At 56.1% G+C, this 20,669-nt stretch carries 21 protein-coding genes and 1 other annotated feature; of the genes, 16 read left to right on the top strand and 5 right to left on the bottom strand.

Going from position 1 to position 20,669, the window contains the following annotated elements:
- Positions 1-21: 21 nt before the first annotated feature.
- Positions 22-1,959 (top strand): murein transglycosylase, encoded by a 1,938-nt coding sequence (gene sltY, locus AC27FC_RS10980; RefSeq protein WP_033144584.1) that lies wholly within the window; start codon positions 22-24, stop codon positions 1,957-1,959.
- 55 nt (positions 1,960-2,014) lie between these two features.
- Positions 2,015-2,344: a trp operon repressor gene (gene trpR / locus AC27FC_RS10975; RefSeq protein WP_023310330.1), complete on the top strand. Its 330-nt coding sequence runs from the start codon at positions 2,015-2,017 to the stop codon at positions 2,342-2,344.
- Between the two features lie 27 nt (positions 2,345-2,371).
- On the opposite strand, the gene yjjX is transcribed toward trpR, so the two are convergent.
- Positions 2,372-2,887: an inosine/xanthosine triphosphatase gene (gene yjjX, locus AC27FC_RS10970; RefSeq protein WP_033144585.1), complete on the bottom strand. Its 516-nt coding sequence runs from the start codon at positions 2,885-2,887 to the stop codon at positions 2,372-2,374.
- A 50-nt stretch (positions 2,888-2,937) separates the two neighbouring features.
- Here yjjX and gpmB point away from each other — a divergent pair, with 50 nt between their 5' ends.
- Positions 2,938-3,585 carry a 2,3-diphosphoglycerate-dependent phosphoglycerate mutase GpmB gene (gene gpmB / locus AC27FC_RS10965; protein ID WP_023310332.1) on the top strand — a complete coding sequence of 216 codons (648 nt, stop codon included), beginning with the start codon at positions 2,938-2,940 and terminating at the stop codon, positions 3,583-3,585.
- On the opposite strand, the gene robA is transcribed toward gpmB, so the two are convergent.
- Positions 3,582-4,451, bottom strand: coding sequence for an MDR efflux pump AcrAB transcriptional activator RobA (gene robA, locus AC27FC_RS10960; RefSeq protein ID WP_033144587.1), 870 nt, complete (start codon positions 4,449-4,451; stop codon positions 3,582-3,584). The genes gpmB and robA overlap by 4 nt on opposite strands.
- Before the next feature lie 211 nt (positions 4,452-4,662).
- Here robA and creA point away from each other — a divergent pair, with 211 nt between their 5' ends.
- The 4 genes from creA to creD are packed head-to-tail and all read left to right on the top strand — an operon-like array spanning position 4,663 to position 8,670.
- Complete coding sequence (gene creA / locus AC27FC_RS10955; RefSeq protein ID WP_087823429.1) at positions 4,663-5,133, top strand: protein CreA; 471 nt, start codon at positions 4,663-4,665, stop codon at positions 5,131-5,133.
- A gap of 14 nt (positions 5,134-5,147) precedes the next feature.
- On the top strand, positions 5,148-5,837 hold the full coding sequence (gene creB / locus AC27FC_RS10950; RefSeq protein WP_487160148.1) for a two-component system response regulator CreB: 690 nt from the start codon (positions 5,148-5,150) through the stop codon (positions 5,835-5,837).
- Entirely contained in the window at positions 5,837-7,261 is a 1,425-nt protein-coding gene (creC, locus tag AC27FC_RS10945; RefSeq protein WP_196354861.1) for a two-component system sensor histidine kinase CreC, read from the top strand. The genes creB and creC overlap by 1 nt, the downstream gene beginning before the upstream one ends.
- A 56-nt stretch (positions 7,262-7,317) precedes the next feature.
- Entirely contained in the window at positions 7,318-8,670 is a 1,353-nt protein-coding gene (gene creD / locus AC27FC_RS10940; RefSeq protein WP_196354862.1) for a cell envelope integrity protein CreD, read from the top strand.
- 45 nt (positions 8,671-8,715) lie between these two features.
- On the opposite strand, the gene arcA is transcribed toward creD, so the two are convergent.
- Positions 8,716-9,432 carry a two-component system response regulator ArcA gene (gene arcA / locus AC27FC_RS10935; RefSeq protein ID WP_003856501.1) on the bottom strand — a complete coding sequence of 239 codons (717 nt, stop codon included), beginning with the start codon at positions 9,430-9,432 and terminating at the stop codon, positions 8,716-8,718.
- 95 nt (positions 9,433-9,527) lie between these two features.
- Between arcA and yjjY the strand changes: the two genes are divergently transcribed.
- The 7 genes from yjjY to AC27FC_RS10900 all read left to right on the top strand — a co-directional run bounded on the left by yjjY (position 9,528) and on the right by AC27FC_RS10900 (position 16,372).
- Complete coding sequence (gene yjjY / locus AC27FC_RS10930; RefSeq protein WP_085928893.1) at positions 9,528-9,668, top strand: YjjY family protein; 141 nt, start codon at positions 9,528-9,530, stop codon at positions 9,666-9,668.
- A 399-nt stretch (positions 9,669-10,067) separates the two neighbouring features.
- Positions 10,068-10,754, top strand: a complete 687-nt coding sequence (locus AC27FC_RS10925) for a tRNA/rRNA methyltransferase (RefSeq protein WP_033144591.1) — start codon at positions 10,068-10,070, stop codon at positions 10,752-10,754.
- 211 nt (positions 10,755-10,965) lie between these two features.
- Complete coding sequence (gene thrL / locus AC27FC_RS10920; RefSeq protein ID WP_015572623.1) at positions 10,966-11,034, top strand: thr operon leader peptide; 69 nt, start codon at positions 10,966-10,968, stop codon at positions 11,032-11,034.
- Positions 10,973-11,089 (top strand) — a sequence feature (Thr leader region). It overlaps the preceding gene by 62 nt.
- Positions 11,090-11,113: 24 nt before the next feature.
- Positions 11,114-13,576 carry a bifunctional aspartate kinase/homoserine dehydrogenase I gene (gene thrA / locus AC27FC_RS10915; protein WP_487160145.1) on the top strand — a complete coding sequence of 821 codons (2,463 nt, stop codon included), beginning with the start codon at positions 11,114-11,116 and terminating at the stop codon, positions 13,574-13,576.
- A gap of 1 nt (position 13,577) precedes the next feature.
- On the top strand, positions 13,578-14,507 hold the full coding sequence (gene thrB, locus AC27FC_RS10910; RefSeq protein ID WP_064673210.1) for a homoserine kinase: 930 nt from the start codon (positions 13,578-13,580) through the stop codon (positions 14,505-14,507).
- Positions 14,508-14,510: 3 nt separating this feature from the next.
- Complete coding sequence (gene thrC, locus AC27FC_RS10905; protein ID WP_039260864.1) at positions 14,511-15,797, top strand: threonine synthase; 1,287 nt, start codon at positions 14,511-14,513, stop codon at positions 15,795-15,797.
- Between the two features lie 257 nt (positions 15,798-16,054).
- A complete protein-coding gene (locus tag AC27FC_RS10900) occupies positions 16,055-16,372 on the top strand; it encodes a DUF2502 domain-containing protein (protein ID WP_196354864.1) in 318 nt (105 codons plus the stop codon).
- A 32-nt stretch (positions 16,373-16,404) separates the two neighbouring features.
- On the opposite strand, the gene yaaA is transcribed toward AC27FC_RS10900, so the two are convergent.
- Positions 16,405-17,178, bottom strand: a complete 774-nt coding sequence (gene yaaA, locus AC27FC_RS10895; protein ID WP_039260860.1) for a peroxide stress protein YaaA — start codon at positions 17,176-17,178, stop codon at positions 16,405-16,407.
- 66 nt (positions 17,179-17,244) lie between these two features.
- Complete coding sequence (locus AC27FC_RS10890; protein WP_094934498.1) at positions 17,245-18,675, bottom strand: alanine/glycine:cation symporter family protein; 1,431 nt, start codon at positions 18,673-18,675, stop codon at positions 17,245-17,247.
- Positions 18,676-18,937: 262 nt separating this feature from the next.
- Between AC27FC_RS10890 and tal the strand changes: the two genes are divergently transcribed.
- Together tal and mog are read left to right on the top strand one after the other, a co-directional pair.
- Entirely contained in the window at positions 18,938-19,891 is a 954-nt protein-coding gene (tal, locus tag AC27FC_RS10885; protein WP_023310342.1) for a transaldolase, read from the top strand.
- Between the two features lie 110 nt (positions 19,892-20,001).
- A complete protein-coding gene (gene mog, locus AC27FC_RS10880) occupies positions 20,002-20,589 on the top strand; it encodes a molybdopterin adenylyltransferase (protein ID WP_196354865.1) in 588 nt (195 codons plus the stop codon).
- Positions 20,590-20,669: the final 80 nt, after the last annotated feature.

Below are 20,669 nucleotides of genomic sequence, written 5' to 3'. Positions count from 1 at the left end.
AAAAACAATGAGGAAGAGCTTGTGGAAAAAGCCAAACGGGTGGTCTGGCGTCTGCTGGCTGCCAGCGTATGCGTAATGGCGGTAAGCCAGGCGGTGCATGCCGATTCACTGGATGAACAACGTAACCGCTACGCCCAGATTAAACAGGCGTGGGACAACAAGCAGATGGATACCGTGCAGGCGCTGATGCCGACGCTAAAGGATTATCCGCTGTATCCGTATCTGGAGTATCGCCAGATAACCGACGATCTGATGAACCAGCCTACCGTCACCGTGAATAACTTCATTCAGGCGAACCCAACCCTGCCGCCAGCCCGAAATCTCCAGTCTCGTTTTGTGAATGAGCTGGCGCGTCGCGAAGACTGGCGCGGACTGCTGGCGTTTAGCCCGGAAAAGCCGAACGCCACCGAAGCCCAGTGTAACTATTACTACGCAAAATGGGCGACCGGCCAGCAGGAAGAGGCCTGGGCCGGAGCGAAAGAGCTCTGGCTGACCGGAAAAAACCAGCCGAACGCCTGTGATTCTCTGTTTAGCGCGTGGCGTGCTTCCGGCAAGCAGGATCCGCTCTCCTACCTTGAACGCATCCGTCTGGCGATGAAAGCCGGTAACACGCGTCTGGTGACCACGCTGGCGGGGCAGATGCCGTCCGATTACCAGACGATCTCCACGGCGGTTATCTCGCTGGCTAACGATCCAAACAGCGTCCTGACCTTTGCCCGCAGTACGGGCGCGACCGATTTTACCCGCCAGATGGCGGCGGTGGCCTTTGCCAGCGTGGCGCGTGACGATGTGGAAAACGCGCGGCTGATGATCCCGCAGCTGGTGCAGGCGCAGCAGCTCAATGAGGAGCAAACCCAGGAGCTGCGCGACATCGTGGCGTGGCGACTGATGGGCACCGATGTGACCGATGAACAGGCGCGCTGGCGTGACGATGCCATTATGCGTTCGAACTCCACGTCGCTGGTGGAACGCCGCGTGCGCATGGCGCTGGGCACGGGCGATCGCCGTGGGCTGAATACCTGGCTCGCGCGGTTGCCTATGGAGGCCAAAGAGAAAGACGAATGGCGCTACTGGCAGGCCGATCTGCTGATGGAGCGCGGTCGTGATGATGAGGCCAAAGAGATCCTCCATTCGCTGATGCAGCAGCGCGGGTTTTACCCAATGGCTGCCGCGCAGCGTCTGGGCGAAGAATACACTTTCCGTATAGATAAAGCGCCCGCTAACGCGAACCCGGCACTGACGCAGGGGCCAGAAATGGCGCGCGTTCGCGAGCTGATGTACTGGAATATGGATAACACCGCGCGCAGCGAGTGGGCGAATCTGGTGACCAGCCGCACCACCGATGAGAAAGCCCAGCTTGCCCGCTATGCGTTTGATAATCACTGGTGGGATCTCAGCGTGCAGGCGACGATCGCCGGCAAGCTTTGGGATCATCTGGAAGAGCGTTTCCCGCTGGCGTACAAAGATCTGTTCGATCGCTACACCAGCGGCAAAGATATCCCGCAAAGCTACGCGATGGCGATTGCCCGTCAGGAGAGCGCGTGGAACCCGAAAGTCCGTTCCCCGGTGGGCGCCAGCGGCCTGATGCAGATCATGCCGGGCACGGCGACGCACACGGTGAAGATGTTTAATATTCCGGGGTACAGCAGTCCGTCGCAGCTTCTGGATCCGGATACCAACATCAACATCGGTACCAGCTATCTCCAGTACGTGTATCAGCAGTTCGGCAATAACCGCATCTTCTCTTCTGCGGCGTATAACGCGGGTCCTGGGCGCGTGCGCACCTGGCTCGGCAACAGCGCCGGACGCATCGACGCGTTAGCGTTTGTGGAGAGCATCCCGTTCTCGGAAACGCGCGGCTACGTGAAGAACGTGCTGGCCTATGACGCTTACTATCGCTACTTCATGGGGCAGAAAGATACCCTGATGAGCGATGCCGAGTGGCAGAGACGTTACTGATCGGCGTGGGTTGTGTTATGCTGTACTCGCTAAAGAGTACAAGAGGCAGCATAACATGACCCAGCATTCCCCGTATTCCTCGGCAATGGCCGAACAACGTCATCTGGAGTGGCTTCGTTTTGTGGAGCTGCTGCGTCAGTCTTACGAACAGGATCTGCATTTACCCCTTATGCAGCTGATGCTCACGCCGGACGAGCGTGAGGCGCTGGGCACACGCGTGCGGATCATTGAAGAGCTGCTGCGCGGAGAGATGAGCCAGCGCGAGCTGAAAAATGAGCTCGGCGCGGGTATTGCAACGATCACCCGCGGCTCGAACAGCCTGAAGTCGGCCCCGGTTGAGCTGCGCCAGTGGCTGGAAGCGGTATTGCTGAAAAACGCCGGATGACGGCTTTGCCTTATCCGGCCAAAAAACTTACCGATAAATCGCGTTATGGAACGGGCTTAAGGCCAGAATCACGGCCTGATGATAAACGCCTGAACGCGTCAGCGCGCCTGCGGTAAAGACGCCAATCGCCCCTTCTTTACGGCCAATCTCATCGATGCCGGTGTACTGCGATATCACCGGCCCGAGCGCTTCACCCGCACGGACTTTTTCCAGAATGATCTCCGGCAGCGGCAGGGTGGCCGAACGTGCTTCACCGCGCTGCTCGCGGCTTTCGATGACCACCCAGCTAAAGGTTGCGCCTTCGTCGATACCTGCTTCAATCGCTACCCAAAAGTCAGCATTCGGTGCCGCGGCCTTAGCGTTTGCCACGCGATTTCGTGCGCCAGCGCGCGTTTCCTCGCTGCCAAACGGCTGTTCAGGTACGCCGCTCTCGACGCCGATGGCCTCAATATGGCAGGATCCTGCGCCGAAGATCTCGTCAAATGCCCTTAGAATTGCCTGAATTTTGGCAGGATTAGTGGTAGCAGAGACAACATGGTGCATAATTAAGCTCGATTCAAAAAAAACTCATCGCAGTATAACGGAAAAAAAGCATGTTACAGGTATACCTTGTTCGCCACGGTGAAACGCAGTGGAACGCCGAGCGACGTATTCAAGGCCAGTCAGACAGTCCTCTCACTGAGAAGGGTGTGCAGCAAGCGTGGCAGGTGGCGGAACGCGCCAGAACGCTGGGCATTACCCACGTGATCACCAGCGATTTAGGTCGCACACAGCAGACGGCGCGCATCATCGCAGATGCCTGCGGCTGTGACGTCATGCTGGAGCCGCGCCTGCGCGAGCTGGATATGGGCGTGCTGGAGAAACGCCATATCGATACGCTGACGGAAGCGGAGGAGGGCTGGCGCCGCACGCTGGTGAACGGTACCGAAGATGGCCGCATTCCCGAAGGCGAATCCATGCAGGAGCTTAGCGTACGCATGCATGCCGCCCTGGCGGAGTGCCTGAAGCTGCCGGCGGGAAGCCGTCCGCTGCTGGTGAGTCACGGGATTGCGTTGGGTTGCCTGGTGAGCACCATTCTGGGGTTACCGGCTTACGCTGAGCGCCGTTTGCGCCTGCGCAACTGCTCCATTTCCCGGATTGATTATCAGGAAAGCGCGTGGCTGGCGTCGGGCTGGGTAGTAGAGATGGCAGGGGACATTTCGCATCTTGATGCCCCTGCGCTTGACGAACTGCAGCGTTAACGACGTATCGGAATCAAGAATTCCATACGCAGATTGATTGGGCCTTCTTCCGGTTTGGCATCCTGCGCCGGGTAGTAGCGCTCAATGTCCTGACCTTTACGGCGATTCAGATTCAGCATCGGCATGCAGGTTCCGTAAACGGTCAGGATAAACTCCTGAACCCCCGTTCCCAGCCCTTCATATGCGAACATCACGTATTCGCCGCCTTCCAGCACGACTGGCTTCGAACCCTGAATATACCCATTGGCCATCTCTGGCGTCAGCGCGGTGGTGTAGAACACCTCCTGCTCGTCGTCTTTTTCCTGGCTTGGGTGCGTTTCGTTGAGGCCATACAGGATTGGCGGGATCGTCGGTGCGTGGCTCAGGAAGTCGCGCCAGAACTGGACGCGCATCTGATGACGGAACTCTGAAATCTGCTCCAGTGAACAGGAGTAGCTCTGTGTCGTGCCGATCAGATGGGTTTCAGGCAACGTGACAATTTCGTATTTCGGCATTGCGAATTCGCCCAGACGCAGCGGCGGACGCATGCCAAACGAGCTCCAGTCAGGCGAGCGACGATAAAGCGCTGGCGTCAACGAGAACTGTTTTTTGAAGGCGCGGGTGAAGGTCTGCTGTGAATCGAAACGATATTGCAGGGCAATATCCAGAATAGGCCGCGCGGTCAGGCGCAATGCCACAGCAGATTTTGATAAACGACGTGCGCGAATATAGGCCCCGATAGCATGACCGGTGACATCCTTGAACATCCTTTGCAGATGCCACTTGGAATAGCCTGCTTTAGCCGCCACATTATCCAGTGACAAAGGCTGGTCGAGATGACCTTCCAGCCAGGTGAGCAGGTCGCGAATAATTCCAGCCTGATCCATATACTATCCTCATCCTTAAAACAGCAGGTGCCTGATAACAGGTTAGCGGATAATAGCATTTTTTGATGTTTTAGCATTCAGTGTTTTTTTTGCGCATTCATGCTTTTTAGAGCACATTACAGGCAGATATATTCTAATCCTGTGATCTTGCTACATTTTTGTCTAAAGTATTGAATAATCGCTCAGTGTAATTTTAAAGAATGGTAACAATATGAAATACAAGACTTTGATCTTCACCGCGTTGATGCTGATGGTCGGGCGCGTGTCGCAGGCAGAACAGATTGGCTCCGTCGATACCGTGTTCAAAATGTTCGGCCCGGACCACAAAATCGTGGTGGAGGCGTTTGACGATCCGGACGTGAAAAACGTCACCTGCTACGTCAGCCGCGCGAAAACGGGTGGTATCAAAGGCGGGCTGGGACTGGCGGAAGATACCTCCGATGCGGCGATTTCCTGTCAGCAGGTGGGGCCGGTTGAGTTGAGCGATAAAATTAAAAACGGCAAAGCGCAGGGCGACGTGGTGTTCCAGAAACGGACCTCGCTGGTGTTCAAAAAGCTGCAGGTGGTGCGTTTCTATGATGCCAAACGCAACACCCTGGCTTACCTCGCCTACTCTGACAAAGTGGTGGAAGGCTCGCCGAAAAACGCGATCAGCGCGGTGCCGATTATGCCGTGGCATTAATTCAGGGATGAATCATGCAACAACCTGTGGTCTGGCTGGTTGAAGACGAAACCAGTATCGCCGATACGCTGATCTACATGCTTCAGCAGGAAGGATTCGCGGTAAAGGCGTTTGAACGCGGTTTACCCGTGCTGGAGGCGGCGCGGCGGCAGGTTCCGGCGCTCGCCATTCTGGACGTCGGGCTGCCGGACATCAGTGGATTTGAGCTTTGCCGCCAGCTGCTGGCGCAGCATCCCTCACTGCCCGTGCTGTTTCTGACGGCGCGCAGTGATGAGGTAGACAAGCTGCTTGGCCTGGAAATGGGGGCTGACGACTATGTTGCGAAACCTTTCTCACCCCGTGAAGTCTGCGCCCGGGTGCGGACGATTTTACGGCGCATGCAGAAATCCGCCGCACCATCAGCAACGTTGCGTATCGGGCAGTTTGAACTGAACGAGCCTGCCGCGCGAATCAGCTGGTGCGGGGAAGCACTGCCCCTGACCCGCTACGAATTCTTGCTGCTCAAAACCTTGTTGCAGCCCCCCGGGCGGGTCTTTTCTCGTCAGCAGCTCATGGACAAGGTGTGGGGTGAAGACGGCGACAGCTTCGATCGTACCGTGGACACCCACATCAAAACCCTGCGCGCCAAGCTGCGGGCTGTGAACGAGGAACTCTCACCCATCAGCACCCATCGCGGTATGGGCTACAGTCTGGGCCTTTACTGATGCGCATTGGGATGCGGCTATTGCTGGGGTACTTCCTGATCGTGGCCATCGCCGCGTGGTTTGTGCTGTCGATCTTTGTTCAGGAAGTAAAGCCCGGCGTGCGCAGGGCAACCGAGGGCACGTTAATCGATACCGCGACCCTGCTGGCTGAAATTGGGCGTGATGATTTGCTTTCGGGCCATGCGCAGCAGGGTAAACTGGCGCAGGCCTTTTCTCAGCTTCATCAGCGCCCTTTCCGCGCCAATATCGGCGGGATTCATAAAGTGCGTAACGAGTACCACGTCTACATGACCGATGCGCAGGGCCGCGTCGTGTTTGATTCCGCCGGTCTGGCCGTGGGGCAAGATTACTCGCGCTGGAACGATGTCTGGCTGACGCTTCGCGGCGAATACGGCGCGCGCAGTACGCAAAGCCATCCCGACGATCCGGAGAGCACGGTGATGTATGTTGCCGCGCCGGTTGTGGAGCAGGGCAAGATTATCGGCGTACTGTCGGTCGGGAAACCTAACAGCGCGATGGCACCGGTTATCCATCGCAGCGAGCGGCGGATCCTGTGGGCAGGCGGGGCGCTGCTCGGCATTGCCCTGCTGATTGGCCTCGTTGTGGTGTGGTGGATCAATCGATCTATCGCGACGTTATCGCGCTATGCCGACTCGGTGACCACGGACACGCCTCTCCCGCTGCCTAATCCTGGCAGTAGCGAACTGCACAAGCTGGCATTGGCGCTGGAGAATATGCGCATTCGCCTGGAAGGGAAAAACTACATTGAACACTATGTCCATGCGCTGACCCACGAGCTGAAAAGCCCCATCGCCGCCATACGCGGCGCGGCGGAAATTCTCGCCGAGCAGCCGCCGCCGCAGGTGGCCGCGCGGTTTATCGATAATATTCTGGCGCAAAACGCGCGCATGCAGTCGTTGGTTGAAAAACTGCTCACCCAGGCGCGGCTTGAAAATCGCGTCGAGATTACGCCTCAGACCGTCCGTGTCGACCTGCTGTTTACGCGTCTTGCCGACGCGCGCTCGGCGCTGCTGGCGGCAAAAGAGATTAGGCTGACCCTCCAGCCCGCTTCGCTTCATGTTGAAGGCGATCCCGACCTGCTCGAACAGGCGCTCGGTAATTTGCTGGATAACGCTATCGATTTTACGCCGCAGGGCGGCGCCATTGAACTGGCGGCCCGGGAAGAGCAGGGGCAGATACAGCTGATCGTCACCGACAGCGGAAGCGGGATCCCGGATTACGCGCTGGATCGTATTTTTGAACGCTTTTATTCTCTGCCGCGGGATAACGGGTTGAAGAGCAGCGGGCTCGGGCTGGCGTTTGTTCAGGAGGTGGCGCGTCTGCATCAGGGAGAGATTATATTGCGTAATCGTGATGAAGGTGGCGTGATGGCCACGCTGATACTTCACCGTCCCTTCACATAACTTCAAACTGACCCCACACAGCCTGGTTACGCTCTCCTCATCATAAAGGAGACGTAATGATGAAATCCCCACTGTTCTGGAAAATTAGCACCCTGCTGGGGTGCATCCTGCTGCTGTTAGTCCCGCTTTTTATGGTCAGTAACCTGATATCAGAGCGGGAGAACTACCGCAATGATGTCGAAAATACGCTTCGCCAGAGTACCAGCGGACCGCAAAAACTGGTCGGCCCGATGATTGCGATTCCGATGACGGAGATCTTTTACAAGATAGAGGATGAGAAGAAGGTCGAATACAAGAAAAGCTACATGCATTTCATTCTGCCGGAATCTCTGGTTGTTGAAGGGAACCAGCGCGTTGAGTCGAGAAATATTGGTATCTATGACGGGCAGATCTGGAACACGGACCTGAAGATAAAAGCGCAGTTTAATACCGAAGAGCTGAAGCAGTTGAAAGGGGAAACGATCGCGACAGGGCAGCCGTTTATCGTGACGGGCGTTGGCGACGCGCGGGGTATTGGCACGGTTAGTATCTCTAAAATCAATGGTGAGACCCTAAGCGTGGAACCCGGTTCAGGCGTCTACGGTGCGCTTGCTGGGATCCACATCCCGCTGACCGACAAAGCGCTGGAAGCCAAAACGTTTGCGCTTGAGATGTCCCTCAGCCTGGCGGGAACCGGCAGTTTTGCGGTGGTGCCGGTAGGGCGTAATAGCGAGATGACGCTCAACAGCAACTGGCCGCATCCGGGCTTTATGGGCGATTATCTCCCCGTTAAGCATCAAATAGGCGAGTCTGGTTTCCAGGCGAACTGGCAGAGCAGCTGGTTTGCAAATAACCTTGAGAGCTGGTTCTACGGCAAGGAATCGCCGGAGTGGGAGGCGCTCCCGGCCTTTAGCGTGACGGTAGCGACGCCGGCTGACCAATATCAATTGACCGACCGGGCAATTAAATACGCTATTTTGCTTATTGCGCTGACGTTTATGGCTTTCTTTGTCTTCGAAACCTTAACCGGATTACGCCTTCATCCGATGCAGTATCTGCTGGTGGGGCTGTCGCTGGTCCTGTTCTATCTGGTGTTGCTGGCGCTGTCTGAACACATCGGGTTTACGCCAGCCTGGGTTGTTGCAAGCCTGGTTGGCGCAGCGATGAACGGAATGTACCTGCAGGCCGTGCTGAAAAGCTGGAAACGCAGCGGGCTGTTTGTGCTGGCACTACTCGGACTGGATGTCGTGATGTGGTTCCTGCTGCGCTCAGAGGACAGCGCATTGCTACTGGGCTCTGCTGTTCTTGCCCTGGCGCTGTTCGCGGTGATGTACCTGACCCGGCATTTCGACTGGTACTCGCTCTCTCAGCCGAAGCGACCAGAGCCACCCGCAGCATCTGATAACGATACGATGCGGATCTGGAAATAAAAAAACGGCGCAAATGCGCCGTTTTTTAATGCGTTAACTGCGGGATTACTCTTGCAGATCGCCGCAGAAACGATACCCTTCGCCGTGGATCGTGGCGATGATTTCCGGCGTATCTGGCGTAGATTCGAAATGCTTACGAATACGACGAATGGTCACGTCTACGGTACGGTCGTGCGGTTTCAGCTCACGGCCGGTCATTTTCTTCAGCAGCTCTGCACGGGACTGAATTTTGCCCGGGTTTTCGCAGAAGTGCAGCATCGCACGGAATTCACTGCGCGGCAGTTTATACTGCTCACCGTTCGGGCTAATCAGCGAACGGCTATTGATATCAAGTTCCCAGCCGTTGAATTTGTAGCTGTCTACGCTACGACGCTCTTCGCTGACCGTACCCAGGTTCATGGTGCGGGACAGCAGGTTGCGTGCACGAATGGTTAACTCGCGAGGATTGAACGGCTTGGTGATGTAGTCATCCGCACCGATTTCCAGGCCAAGAATTTTATCAACTTCGTTATCACGGCCCGTCAGGAACATTAACGCGACGTTCGCCTGCTCGCGCAGTTCGCGCGCCAGAAGAAGACCGTTTTTGCCCGGCAGGTTAATATCCATGATCACCAGGTTGATATCATTTTCAGAAAGGATCTGATGCATCTCTGCGCCATCGGTCGCTTCAAAGACATCGTAGCCTTCTGCTTCGAAAATGCTCTTTAACGTGTTGCGTGTTACCAACTCGTCTTCAACGATAAGAATGTGCGGGGTCTGCATGTTTGCTACCTAAATTGCCAACTAAATCGAAACAGGAAGTACAAAAGTCCCTGACCTGCCTGATGCATGTCGCAAATTAACATGATCGGCTTAACGTGACTAAAGTACGTAATTGCGTTCTTGATGCACTTTCCATCAACGTCAACAACATCATTAGCTTGGTCTTGGGTACTTTCCCTTTGGACCCGACAGTGTCAAAAACGGCTGTCATCCTAACCATTTTAACAGCAACATAACAGGCTAAGTGACACCAGACACCCAATAAAACTACGCTTCGTTGACATATATCAAGTTCAATTGTAGCACGTTAACAGTTTGATGAAATCATCGTAGCCGAATGCTAGCCTTTGTCACAATTTTTCAATAAACCAACTAGTTGCGGACATTGATTTATAAACGAAGCGAATCCAATCAGAATAGGGTATTCATGTCGCTATTATCATTATAAAACATGGGGATAATAGTGTTCTGTTAACATTCTAACTGATTGTTCAGACAAGGAATAGTTTAGCGTTTTTAATTTGTTATGAAACGCTATTTCGGTGATTTGTGTTGCATTTTTGTAAATTCGCGCCGCGTAATATGTTGAAGTGCATCACATTTTTGCCCGCTAACTGATTAAAAAGAGAGCATAAATGCATCTGTCGATTGTACTGGTTGCCCCAGCCAGAGCCGAAAATATAGGCGCTGCCGCGCGCGCCATGAAGACCATGGGATTCACCGATTTACGTATCGTGGACAGCGCTGCCCACCTGGAGCCTGCGGCTCGTTGGGTCGCGCACGGATCGGGCGATATCCTCGATAATATAACCACTTACGCGACGCTTGCTGATGCGCTGCACGACATTTCGTTTACCGTTGCGACCACCGCGCGCAGCCGTGCGAAGTTCCATTACTATGCCACGCCAGCGGAGCTGGTGCCGATGTTGAGCGAGAAAAGCCAGTGGCTGGATAAAGCCGCGCTGGTGTTTGGTCGTGAAGATTCCGGATTAACCAACGAAGAGCTGGAGCTGGCGGACGTTCTTACCGGTGCGCCGATGGTCGCCGATTATCCCTCCCTGAATTTAGGCCAGGCGGTCATGGTTTATTGCTATCAATTAGCCTCCCTAATACAAATCCCCCAGCCTCCGGCAGAAGGGGCAAATGAAAATCAGCTGGCTGCGCTGCGCGCTCGCGTTGAGCAACTGTTGTCTCAGCTGGGTGTGGCGGACGATCAAAAAATGGCTGACTGGCTGCAGCAGCGTTTGGGGCGTCTTGAGCAGCGGGACACCGCAATGCTGCACCGTTTGCTGCACGATATTGAAAAAAAATTGGCGGAGTAAAATCCTGTCATAAGTTTTTACTATGGTGAATAAGTCTGTACTGATGGGTTGCACTTGGGCGAATCGGATGAAAATAAATCTGCAAACAGCGGGACGTGAGAGTCTCCCGAATTGTGATCAAATTAAAAATTCGTTGACTTAAGGTGCCCGATCCTTTAACCCTAAAAGAATACAGGACAGACAGATAATAATGACAGAGTACACAACATCCATGAAACGCATCAGCATCACCACCATTACTACAACCATCATCATTACCACAGGTAACGATGCGGGCTGACGCGTACAGGAAAAACAAAAAAAGCCCGCACCTGAACAGTGCGGGCTTTTTTTTCGGCTAAAGGAAACGAGGTAGAACCATGCGAGTGTTGAAGTTCGGCGGTACATCAGTGGCAAATGCAGAACGTTTTCTGCGTGTTGCCGATATCCTGGAAAGCAATGCCAGGCAGGGGCAGGTTGCTACCGTGCTCTCTGCCCCGGCAAAAATCACGAACCATCTGGTGGCGATGATTGAAAAAAACATCGGTGGCCAGGATGCACTCCCGAACATCAGCGACGCAGAGCGTATCTTCGCTGACTTGCTGCAAGGGCTGGCAGAGGCGCTGCCTGGCTTCCCGCACGCTCAGCTGAAGTCCTTCGTTGAGCAGGAATTCGCACAAATCAAACACGTCCTGCACGGCATCAGCCTTCTCGGCCAGTGCCCGGACAGCGTCAACGCGGCGCTGATCTGCCGGGGCGAAAAACTCTCTATCGCCATCATGGCCGGCGTGCTGGAAGCGCGCGGACATAGCGTGACCGTGATCGACCCGGTTGAAAAACTGCTGGCGGTGGGCCACTACCTCGAATCCACCGTTGATATTGCCGAATCAACCCGCCGTATCGCCGCAAGCAAAATTCCTTCTGACCATATGATCCTGATGGCAGGCTTCACCGCCGGTAACGAGAAGGGCGAGCTGGTGGTGCTGGGCCGTAACGGCTCCGACTACTCCGCCGCCGTGCTGGCCGCCTGTTTACGCGCGGACTGTTGTGAGATCTGGACTGACGTCGACGGCGTTTATACCTGTGACCCGCGCCAGGTTCCGGACGCCAGGCTGCTGAAGTCGATGTCGTACCAGGAAGCGATGGAGCTTTCCTACTTCGGCGCCAAAGTGCTTCACCCTCGTACCATCTCCCCGATTGCCCAGTTCCAGATCCCTTGCCTGATTAAAAACACCGGTAACCCGCAGGCGCCGGGTACGCTGATTGGCGCGAGTACCGATGAAGACGGTTTGCCGGTCAAAGGCATCTCCAACCTGAACAACATGGCGATGTTCAGCGTCTCCGGCCCGGGGATGAAGGGGATGGTCGGCATGGCGGCGCGCGTCTTTGCAGCTATGTCCCGCAACGGTATCTCGGTGGTGCTGATTACCCAGTCTTCTTCCGAATACAGCATCAGCTTCTGCGTGCCGCAGGCTGACTGCCTGCGCGCCCGTCGCGCGCTGGAGGAGGAGTTCTATCTGGAACTCAAAGAAGAGCTGCTGGAACCGCTCGCCATTCAGGAACGCCTGGCGATTATCTCCGTGGTCGGCGACGGCATGCGTACGTTGCGCGGTATCTCCGCGAAGTTCTTTGCCGCGCTGGCGCGCGCCAATATCAATATCGTGGCGATTGCCCAGGGCTCGTCAGAGCGTTCAATTTCTGTTGTTGTGGACAACGATGACGCCACCACCGGCGTACGCGTGGTTCACCAGATGCTGTTCAACACCGATCAGGTCATCGAGCTGTTCCTGATTGGCGTGGGCGGCGTGGGCGGCGCGCTGCTGGAGCAGGTGAAGCGTCAGCAGGAGTGGCTGAAGAAGAAACATATCGATCTGCGCGTCTGCGGGATTGCCAACTCCAGAGCGTTGCTCACTAATGTTCACGGTCTGAACCTGGAGAACTGGCAGGCCGAGATGAACGAGGCGAAAGAGCCGTTCAACCTGGGCCGCCTGATCCGTCTGGTGAAAGAGTATCATCTGCTTAACCCGGTGATTGTCGACTGTACCTCGAACCAGGCGGTGGCCGACCAGTACGCCGACTTCCTGCGCGAAGGGTTCCACGTGGTGACGCCGAACAAAAAGGCCAACACCTCGTCGATGGATTACTATCACCAGCTGCGTCTGGCGGCGAGCAAGTCGCGCCGCAAGTTCCTGTACGACACCAACGTGGGCGCGGGGCTGCCGGTTATCGAGAACCTGCAAAACCTGCTGAACGCGGGCGACGAGCTGCAGCGTTTCTCCGGCATTCTCTCCGGCTCGCTGTCGTTTATCTTCGGCAAGCTGGATGAGGGGATGAGCCTCTCGGAAGCGACCCGCGCCGCGCGCGAGCTGGGCTATACCGAGCCGGATCCGCGTGACGATCTCTCCGGTATGGACGTGGCGCGCAAGCTGCTGATTCTGGCACGTGAAACGGGCCGTGAGCTTGAGCTTTCTGATATCGTGATTGAACCGGTGCTGCCAGTAAAATTTGACAGCAGCGGTGATGTCGCTGCATTCATGGCAAATTTGCCGCAGCTTGACGATGCTTTTGCCGCGCGCGTTGCGAAAGCCCGTGATGAAGGTAAGGTATTGCGCTATGTTGGCAACATTGAAGAAGATGGCGTGTGCCGGGTGAAGATTGCCGAAGTGGATGGCAACGACCCGCTGTACAAAGTTAAAAACGGCGAAAACGCCCTCGCGTTTTACAGCCACTATTATCAGCCATTGCCGCTGGTGCTTCGCGGCTATGGCGCAGGGAACGATGTTACGGCGGCGGGTGTGTTTGCCGATCTGCTGCGTACCCTGTCATGGAAGTTAGGAGTTTAACATGGTCAAAGTTTATGCCCCGGCTTCCAGCGCGAATATGAGCGTCGGATTTGACGTGCTGGGCGCGGCGGTGACGCCGGTGGATGGTTCACTGCTGGGCGATACGGTCACGGTGGAAGCGGCAGACAGCTTCAGCCTGAACAACGTCGGCCGCTTCGCCAGCAAACTGCCGCCTGAGCCGCGCGAAAATATCGTCTATCAGTGCTGGGAACGCTTCTGTCAGGAGATCGGCAAAAACGTGCCGGTTGCCATGACGCTGGAAAAAAGTATGCCGATTGGCTCGGGGCTGGGTTCCAGCGCTTGTTCGGTGGTCGCCGCGCTGGTGGCGATGAACGAGCACTGCGGCAAGCCGCTGAACAACAACCGCCTGCTGGGGTTGATGGGCGAGCTGGAAGGGCGCATCTCCGGCAGCATTCACTATGACAACGTGGCGCCGTGCTTCCTCGGCGGCATGCAGCTGATGATCGAAGAAAATGGCATCATCAGCCAGCAGGTGCCAGGGTTTGATGAGTGGCTGTGGGTGCTGGCCTATCCGGGCATTAAGGTCTCTACCGCGGAAGCGCGTGCGATCCTGCCCGCGCAGTATCGTCGCCAGGACTGTATCGCCCACGGGCGTCATCTGGCGGGCTTTATCCACGCCTGCTACACCCGTCAGCCGCAGCTGGCGGCGAAGCTGATGAAGGACGTCATTGCCGAGCCGTACCGCACGAAGCTGCTGCCCGGCTTTAACGAGGCGCGACAGGCATCGATGGATATCGGCGCGCAGGCGTGCGGCATCTCCGGCTCCGGCCCGACGCTGTTCGCCCTGTGCGACAAGCCTGACACCGCGCAGCGCGTGGCGGACTGGCTCTCTAAACACTACCTGCAAAATCAGGAAGGCTTTGTTCATATTTGCCGTCTGGACACGGCTGGCGCACGAGTACTGGGATAATTAATGAAACTCTATAACCTTAAAGATCATAACGAGCAGGTCAGCTTCGCGCAGGCGGTAACTCAGGGGCTGGGCAAAAATCAGGGGCTGTTCTTCCCGCATGACCTGCCGGAATTCCAGCTGACCGAGATCGACGAGCTGCTGAAGCAGGACTTCGTCACCCGCAGTACCAAAATTCTGTCTGCGTTTATCGGCGACGAAATTCCGCAGGAGCTTCTGGAAGAGCGCGTGCGTGCGGCGTTCGCTTTCCCGGCGCCGGTTAAGCAGGTTGAGCCTGACGTTGGCTGCCTGGAGCTGTTCCACGGTCCGACCCTGGCGTTTAAAGACTTCGGCGGCCGCTTTATGGCGCAGATGCTGACCCACATCAGCGGCGACAAACCGGTGACCATCCTGACCGCGACCTCCGGTGATACCGGTGCGGCGGTGGCGCATGCCTTCTACGGCCTGAAAAATGTCCGCGTAGTGATCCTCTATCCGAAAGGCAAAATCAGCCCGCTGCAGGAAAAACTGTTCTGTACGCTCGGCGGCAACATTGAAACCGTGGCGATCGACGGTGATTTCGATGCCTGCCAGGCGCTGGTCAAGCAGGCTTTCGACGACGAAGAGCTGAAGGTGGCCCTGGGTCTGAACTCTGCCAACTCCATCAACATCAGCCGTCTGCTGGCGCAGATCTGCTACTACTTCGAAGCGGTGGCGCAGCTGCCGCAGGAAGCGCGCAACCAGCTGGTGATCTCCGTGCCGAGCGGTAACTTCGGTGACCTGACGGCAGGTCTGCTGGCGAAATCCCTGGGGCTGCCGGTGAAACGCTTTATCGCGGCGACCAACGCCAACGACACCGTGCCGCGCTTCCTGAAAGACGGGAAGTGGGCGCCGAACGCCACGCAGGCGACGCTCTCCAACGCGATGGATGTGTCACAGCCGAACAACTGGCCGCGCGTGGAAGAGCTGTTCCGCCGTAAGATCTGGCGTCTGGGTGACCTGGGCTACGCCGCGGTGACGGATGAAACCACCAAAGAAACCATGCGCGAGCTGAAGGCGGTGGGGTATACCTCTGAACCGCACGCGGCGATTGCCTACCGCGCGCTGCGCGACCAGCTTAACCCGGGTGAATATGGCCTGTTCCTGGGCACCGCGCATCCGGCGAAGTTCAAAGAGAGCGTGGAAGCGATCCTGGGCGAAACGCTGCCGCTACCGAAAGAGCTGGCCGAGCGCGCCGACCTGCCGCTGCTGTCACATGAGCTGCCCGCAGATTTTGCCGCGCTGCGTAAGCTGATGATGACGCGCGCGTGATTGTGTTGCCCGGTGGCGGCTACGCCTTACCGGGCCTACAACGACCACGACGACCTAATCGTAGGCCGGGTAAGGCGAAGCCGCCACCCGGCTTTTTTTGTGAAGAAATTAAGGAGGAAAAAAGCAGGGAAAAAGCAGAAATTCCCAATAAATGCGGTCACTTAGCGTTTAGGATTGCAGAGAATAACATCCCCCGTTCCCCTCGCGTACTCTCCTTACATCGGCCCACGTTGGGCAAGAAGAATAAGGAGTCACCTGTGTCTACACTGAAACCTGCACTCATCGCGCTTTCACTGGTGCTGGCCGCCCCCATGGCGGTTCAGGCATCTGAAATTACCCTCGTACCGGCGGTCAAACTGCAGATTGGCGACCAGGATAACAACGGGCATTACTGGGACGGCGGCCGCTGGCGCGACCACGACTGGTGGAAGGCGCATTATGACTGGCGTGATAACCACTGGCGTCCACATGATGAGCATCGTAAACATGACGATCGTCACGATGACCATCACCACGATGACCATCACCACGATGACCGGCGCGACGATCGCGGCCCGGACTGGAAACGCCATTAATGCAAAACCCCGCCAGCTGGCGGGGTTTGTTTTTACTGCTCGTGGCGCTTAAACACCAGCTCGCCTTTCCCCGACGACGCCTCGTCAAAGAAATAGCCTTCGCTGTTAAATTTGGTTAACTGCTCCGGCTTCGTCAGGCGGTTCTGGATGATGTAGCGGCTCATCAGGCCGCGCGCTTTCTTAGCGTAGAAGCTGATCACTTTGAACTTACCGTTCTTCTCGTCGAGGAACACCGGTTTGATAATCTCCGCATCCAGCTTTTTCGGCTTCACCGACTTGTAGTATTCGTCGGATGCCAGGTTAATCACCACGTTATCGCCCTGAGCGTGCAGCGCCGCGTTCAGCTTGTCGGTAATGATATCGCCCCAGAAATGATACAGGTCTTTGCCTTTGGCATTTTCCAGGCGAATCCCCATCTCCAGACGATACGGCTGCATCAGATCCAGCGGGCGCAGTACGCCGTACAGACCCGACAGCATGCGCAGATGCTGCTGGGCAAAATCGAAATCGGCTTCGCTAAAATCTTCCGCCTGCAGGCCGGTGTAGACATCACCTTTAAACGCCAGAATCGCCTGGCGAGCGTTAGCCGGGGTGAAATCCGGGTGCCACTCGTGAAAGCGGGTCGCGTTAAGATCGGCCAGCTTGTCGCTGATGCTCATCAGCGAGGCGATTTGCGGCGCAGAGAGCTTACGCGCTTCGCGGATCAGCTGTTGCGAGTAGTCCAGCAGTTCAGGCTGGGTATAGCGCTCGGTGGCGAGCGGGCTCTGGTAGTCGAGCGTTTTTGCAGGTGAAATCAGAATCAGCATATCCAGTCCTTGCAGGAAATTTAGAGCGACTTTAGCAAAAAATCGCCCTGAATTGATCGATAGCTGTTATTGCCGCGGCAAATCATCCCACGTGCCGGGGGCAAGCTGCGCCTTAATATCGGGATAGCGGGCGGGATCAAATACCGGCGGAACGCCGAGTTTGCGCTGACGCAGATAGTCTCTGGCAATCAGGGTCACAACGGGCGAGAGCAGCAGGATAGCGGTGAGGTTCGTGATCGCCATTAGCGCCATAATGATATCGGCCAGCTGCCAGACCAGCGGCATACTGAGGAAGGGGCCAGCGATGATCATCAGAATGACCGCGAGCCGCAGGGCTCCGATTGCGGTACGGGAGTCGAGCTTCAGGAAAATAAGGTTATTTTCGGCGTAGAGGTAATTCACCACAATCGAGCTGAAGGCAAACAGCACCAGGACGAGCGAGACAAAACCTGCACCCCAGCCGCCGGTCAGGTTCACCAGCGCCTGCTGGAGAAGCTGTATCCCGGCGGTTCCTGAGGAGTGCGGGACGGGGCCTGCCAGCAGCAAAATCATGGCGCTGGCGGAGCAGATGATAATGGTATCGGTAAAGACGCCAATCATCTGCACAATGCCCTGTGCCGCCGGGTGCGGCGGCCAGGAAGAGGCGGCAGCGGCCGCGTTGGGGGTTGACCCCATTCCGGCTTCATTGGAGAACATTCCCCGTTGAAAACCCGCCATCAGCGCCTGGCTGAAGGTATAGCCCAGCGCCCCGGAGGCCACCTCGCGCCAGCCAAAAGCGCTTTTGACGATGGTCGCAATCACGCCAGGCACCTGGTCGATATGCAGGGCGGCGACGAACAGGCTCGCGACCACCCAAAGCAGCGCCATAACGGGAACCAGCCACTGCATCAGGCGGGCAACGCCCCTGAGACCGGCAGAAATGGTGAGTAGAACGACGAGGGCTAAAGCAATACCGGCGACCCACTCCGGGCAGGAGAAGGCATAGCGCAGGGCATTGGCGACAGAATTTGCCTGGACGGTATTAAAAATAAGGCCGTATGCGAGCAGTAAAAAAAGCGAGAACAGAACGCCCATCCAGCGCATACCCAAGCCACGCGCCATGTACCAGGCAGGACCGCCGCGAAACTGGCCGTTTTTATCTTTCTCTTTATACAGCTGGGCGAGCGAACTTTCGGCAAAGGAGGTGGCCATTCCGAGTAGCGCCGTCACCCACATCCAGAAGACCGCGCCTGGCCCGCCGGCGCTGATGGCCAGCGCAACGCCCGCCAGATTCCCGCTGCCGAGGCGTGCCGCCAGGCTGGTACAGAGTGCCTGGAACGACGTTAATCCGCCCGGCTGGGGCGTAACGCTGTTTTTCAGACTTCTGCCAAACTTGCGAATATAACGAAACTGGATAAACCCACTGCGTAGCGTAAACCAAATACCTGCTCCCAGAAGCAGGTAAATCATTATCGAACCCCACAGGACTTCGTTAATAAAGAAAAAGAAATCAGGCATTAACGTCCCTCTTGTTGATGCCAAAGTGAATATGTAAGCGCTACCACTGATTGGGCATGCTGTTGCTTAGCAGCCTGTTAATCTTCCGAGTTTACCATACTCTACCTAAGCGCACTGTCTGCGGTTGCGCTACCCCTCCGTCGTGTTATCATCAGGGCAGACCGGTTACATCCCCCTAACAAGTAAACCTGTCATTTTTCCGCTGCAGGCATGCTGTCGGTAGCGTGAATTATCCAGGGCACGTTAAAAGAGAAACACTATCATGACGGATAAATTGACCTCCCTTCGTCAGTTCACCACTGTCGTAGCTGACACCGGAGATATCGCGGCAATGAAGCTGTACCAGCCGCAGGATGCCACAACTAACCCTTCTCTGATCCTTAACGCCGCACAGATCCCTGAGTATCGCAAACTGATTGACGACGCAGTGACCTGGGCGAAAGCACAGAGCAACGACCGCGCGCAGCAGGTTGTGGATGCCACCGACAAACTGGCAGTGAACATCGGTCTGGAAATCCTGAAGCTGGTTCCTGGCCGTATCTCTACCGAAGTGGATGCACGTCTCTCCTACGACACCGAAGCGTCTATCGCCAAAGCGAAACGTCTGATCAAAATGTACAACGATGCAGGCATCAGCAACGACCGTATCCTGATCAAACTGGCTTCTACCTGGCAGGGTATCCGCGCGGCAGAGCAGCTGGAAAAAGACGGTATCAACTGTAACCTGACCCTGCTGTTCTCCTTCGCGCAGGCGCGTGCATGTGCAGAAGCAGGCGTATACCTGATTTCTCCGTTCGTGGGCCGTATTCTGGACTGGTACAAAGCCAACACCGATAAGAAAGAGTACGCGCCGGCTGAAGATCCAGGCGTGGTTTCTGTTACTGAAATCTACGAATACTACAAACAGCACGGCTATGAGACTGTAGTTATGGGCGCAAGCTTCCGTAACGTCGGTGAAATCATCGAGCTGGCTGGCTGTGACCGCCTGACCATCGCCCCTGCGCTGCTGAAAGAGCTGGCAGAAAGCGAAGGTACCATCGAGCGTAAGCTGTCTTACACCGGTGAAGTGAAAGCACGCCCAGAGCGCATCACTGAATCCGAGTTCCTGTGGCAGCACAACCAGGATCCAATGGCTGTCGATAAGCTGGCGGACGGTATCCGTAAGTTTGCTGTTGACCAGGGTAAACTGGAAAAAATGATCGGCGACCTGCTGTAATCATTCTGCGTGACCGGGCTCCCGGTCACGCGACTTCTTTCATACCCTGTCTGAATCTCCTCTCTGCGTGTATCATTCCCTTTAATCAGTACTTTTTGAATGGAATGGATATGAATACCTTACGCATCGGCTTAGTGTCGATTTCTGACCGTGCCTCCAGCGGTGTTTACCAGGATAAAGGCATCCCCGCTCTGGAAGAGTGGCTTGGCAGTGCGCTGACCACCCCCTTTGACATTCAGACCCGCCTGATCCCTGACGAACAGCCGATCATCGAGCAGACGCTCTGCGAGCTGGTGGATGAGATGAGCTGCCACCTTGTTATGACGACGGGCGGAACCGGCCCCGCGCGCCGCGACGTGACGCCGGACGCAACGCTGGCGATTGCCGATCGTGAAATGCCGGGCTTTGGCGAGCAGATGCGCCAGATAAGTCTACACTTTGTCCCGACGGCCATTCTCTCCCGTCAGGTGGGCGTAATCCGCAAACAGGCATTGATTCTGAACCTGCCGGGGCAGCCGAAGTCGATCAAAGAGACGCTGGAAGGGCTGAAAGCGGAAGATGGCAGCGTCCTCGTTCACGGCATCTTTGCAAGTGTACCGTATTGTATACAGCTCCTTGACGGCCCCTATGTGGAAACCGATGAGAAAGTGGTAGCAGCTTTTCGTCCGAAAAACGCACGTCGCGAAACAATCTCCTGAAATTAAACAATATGTGACATTAGCTGAAGCGGCGATGGCGTGGTAAAGCTTTTACGGTATAGTAATTTTTTCTTTACGAC

The sequence above is a fragment of the Enterobacter sp. C3_dUdeg genome (assembly GCF_057536195.1).
Note: the sequence above shows the minus strand (reverse complement) of the source record. Positions and strands in the feature narration are given on the sequence as shown.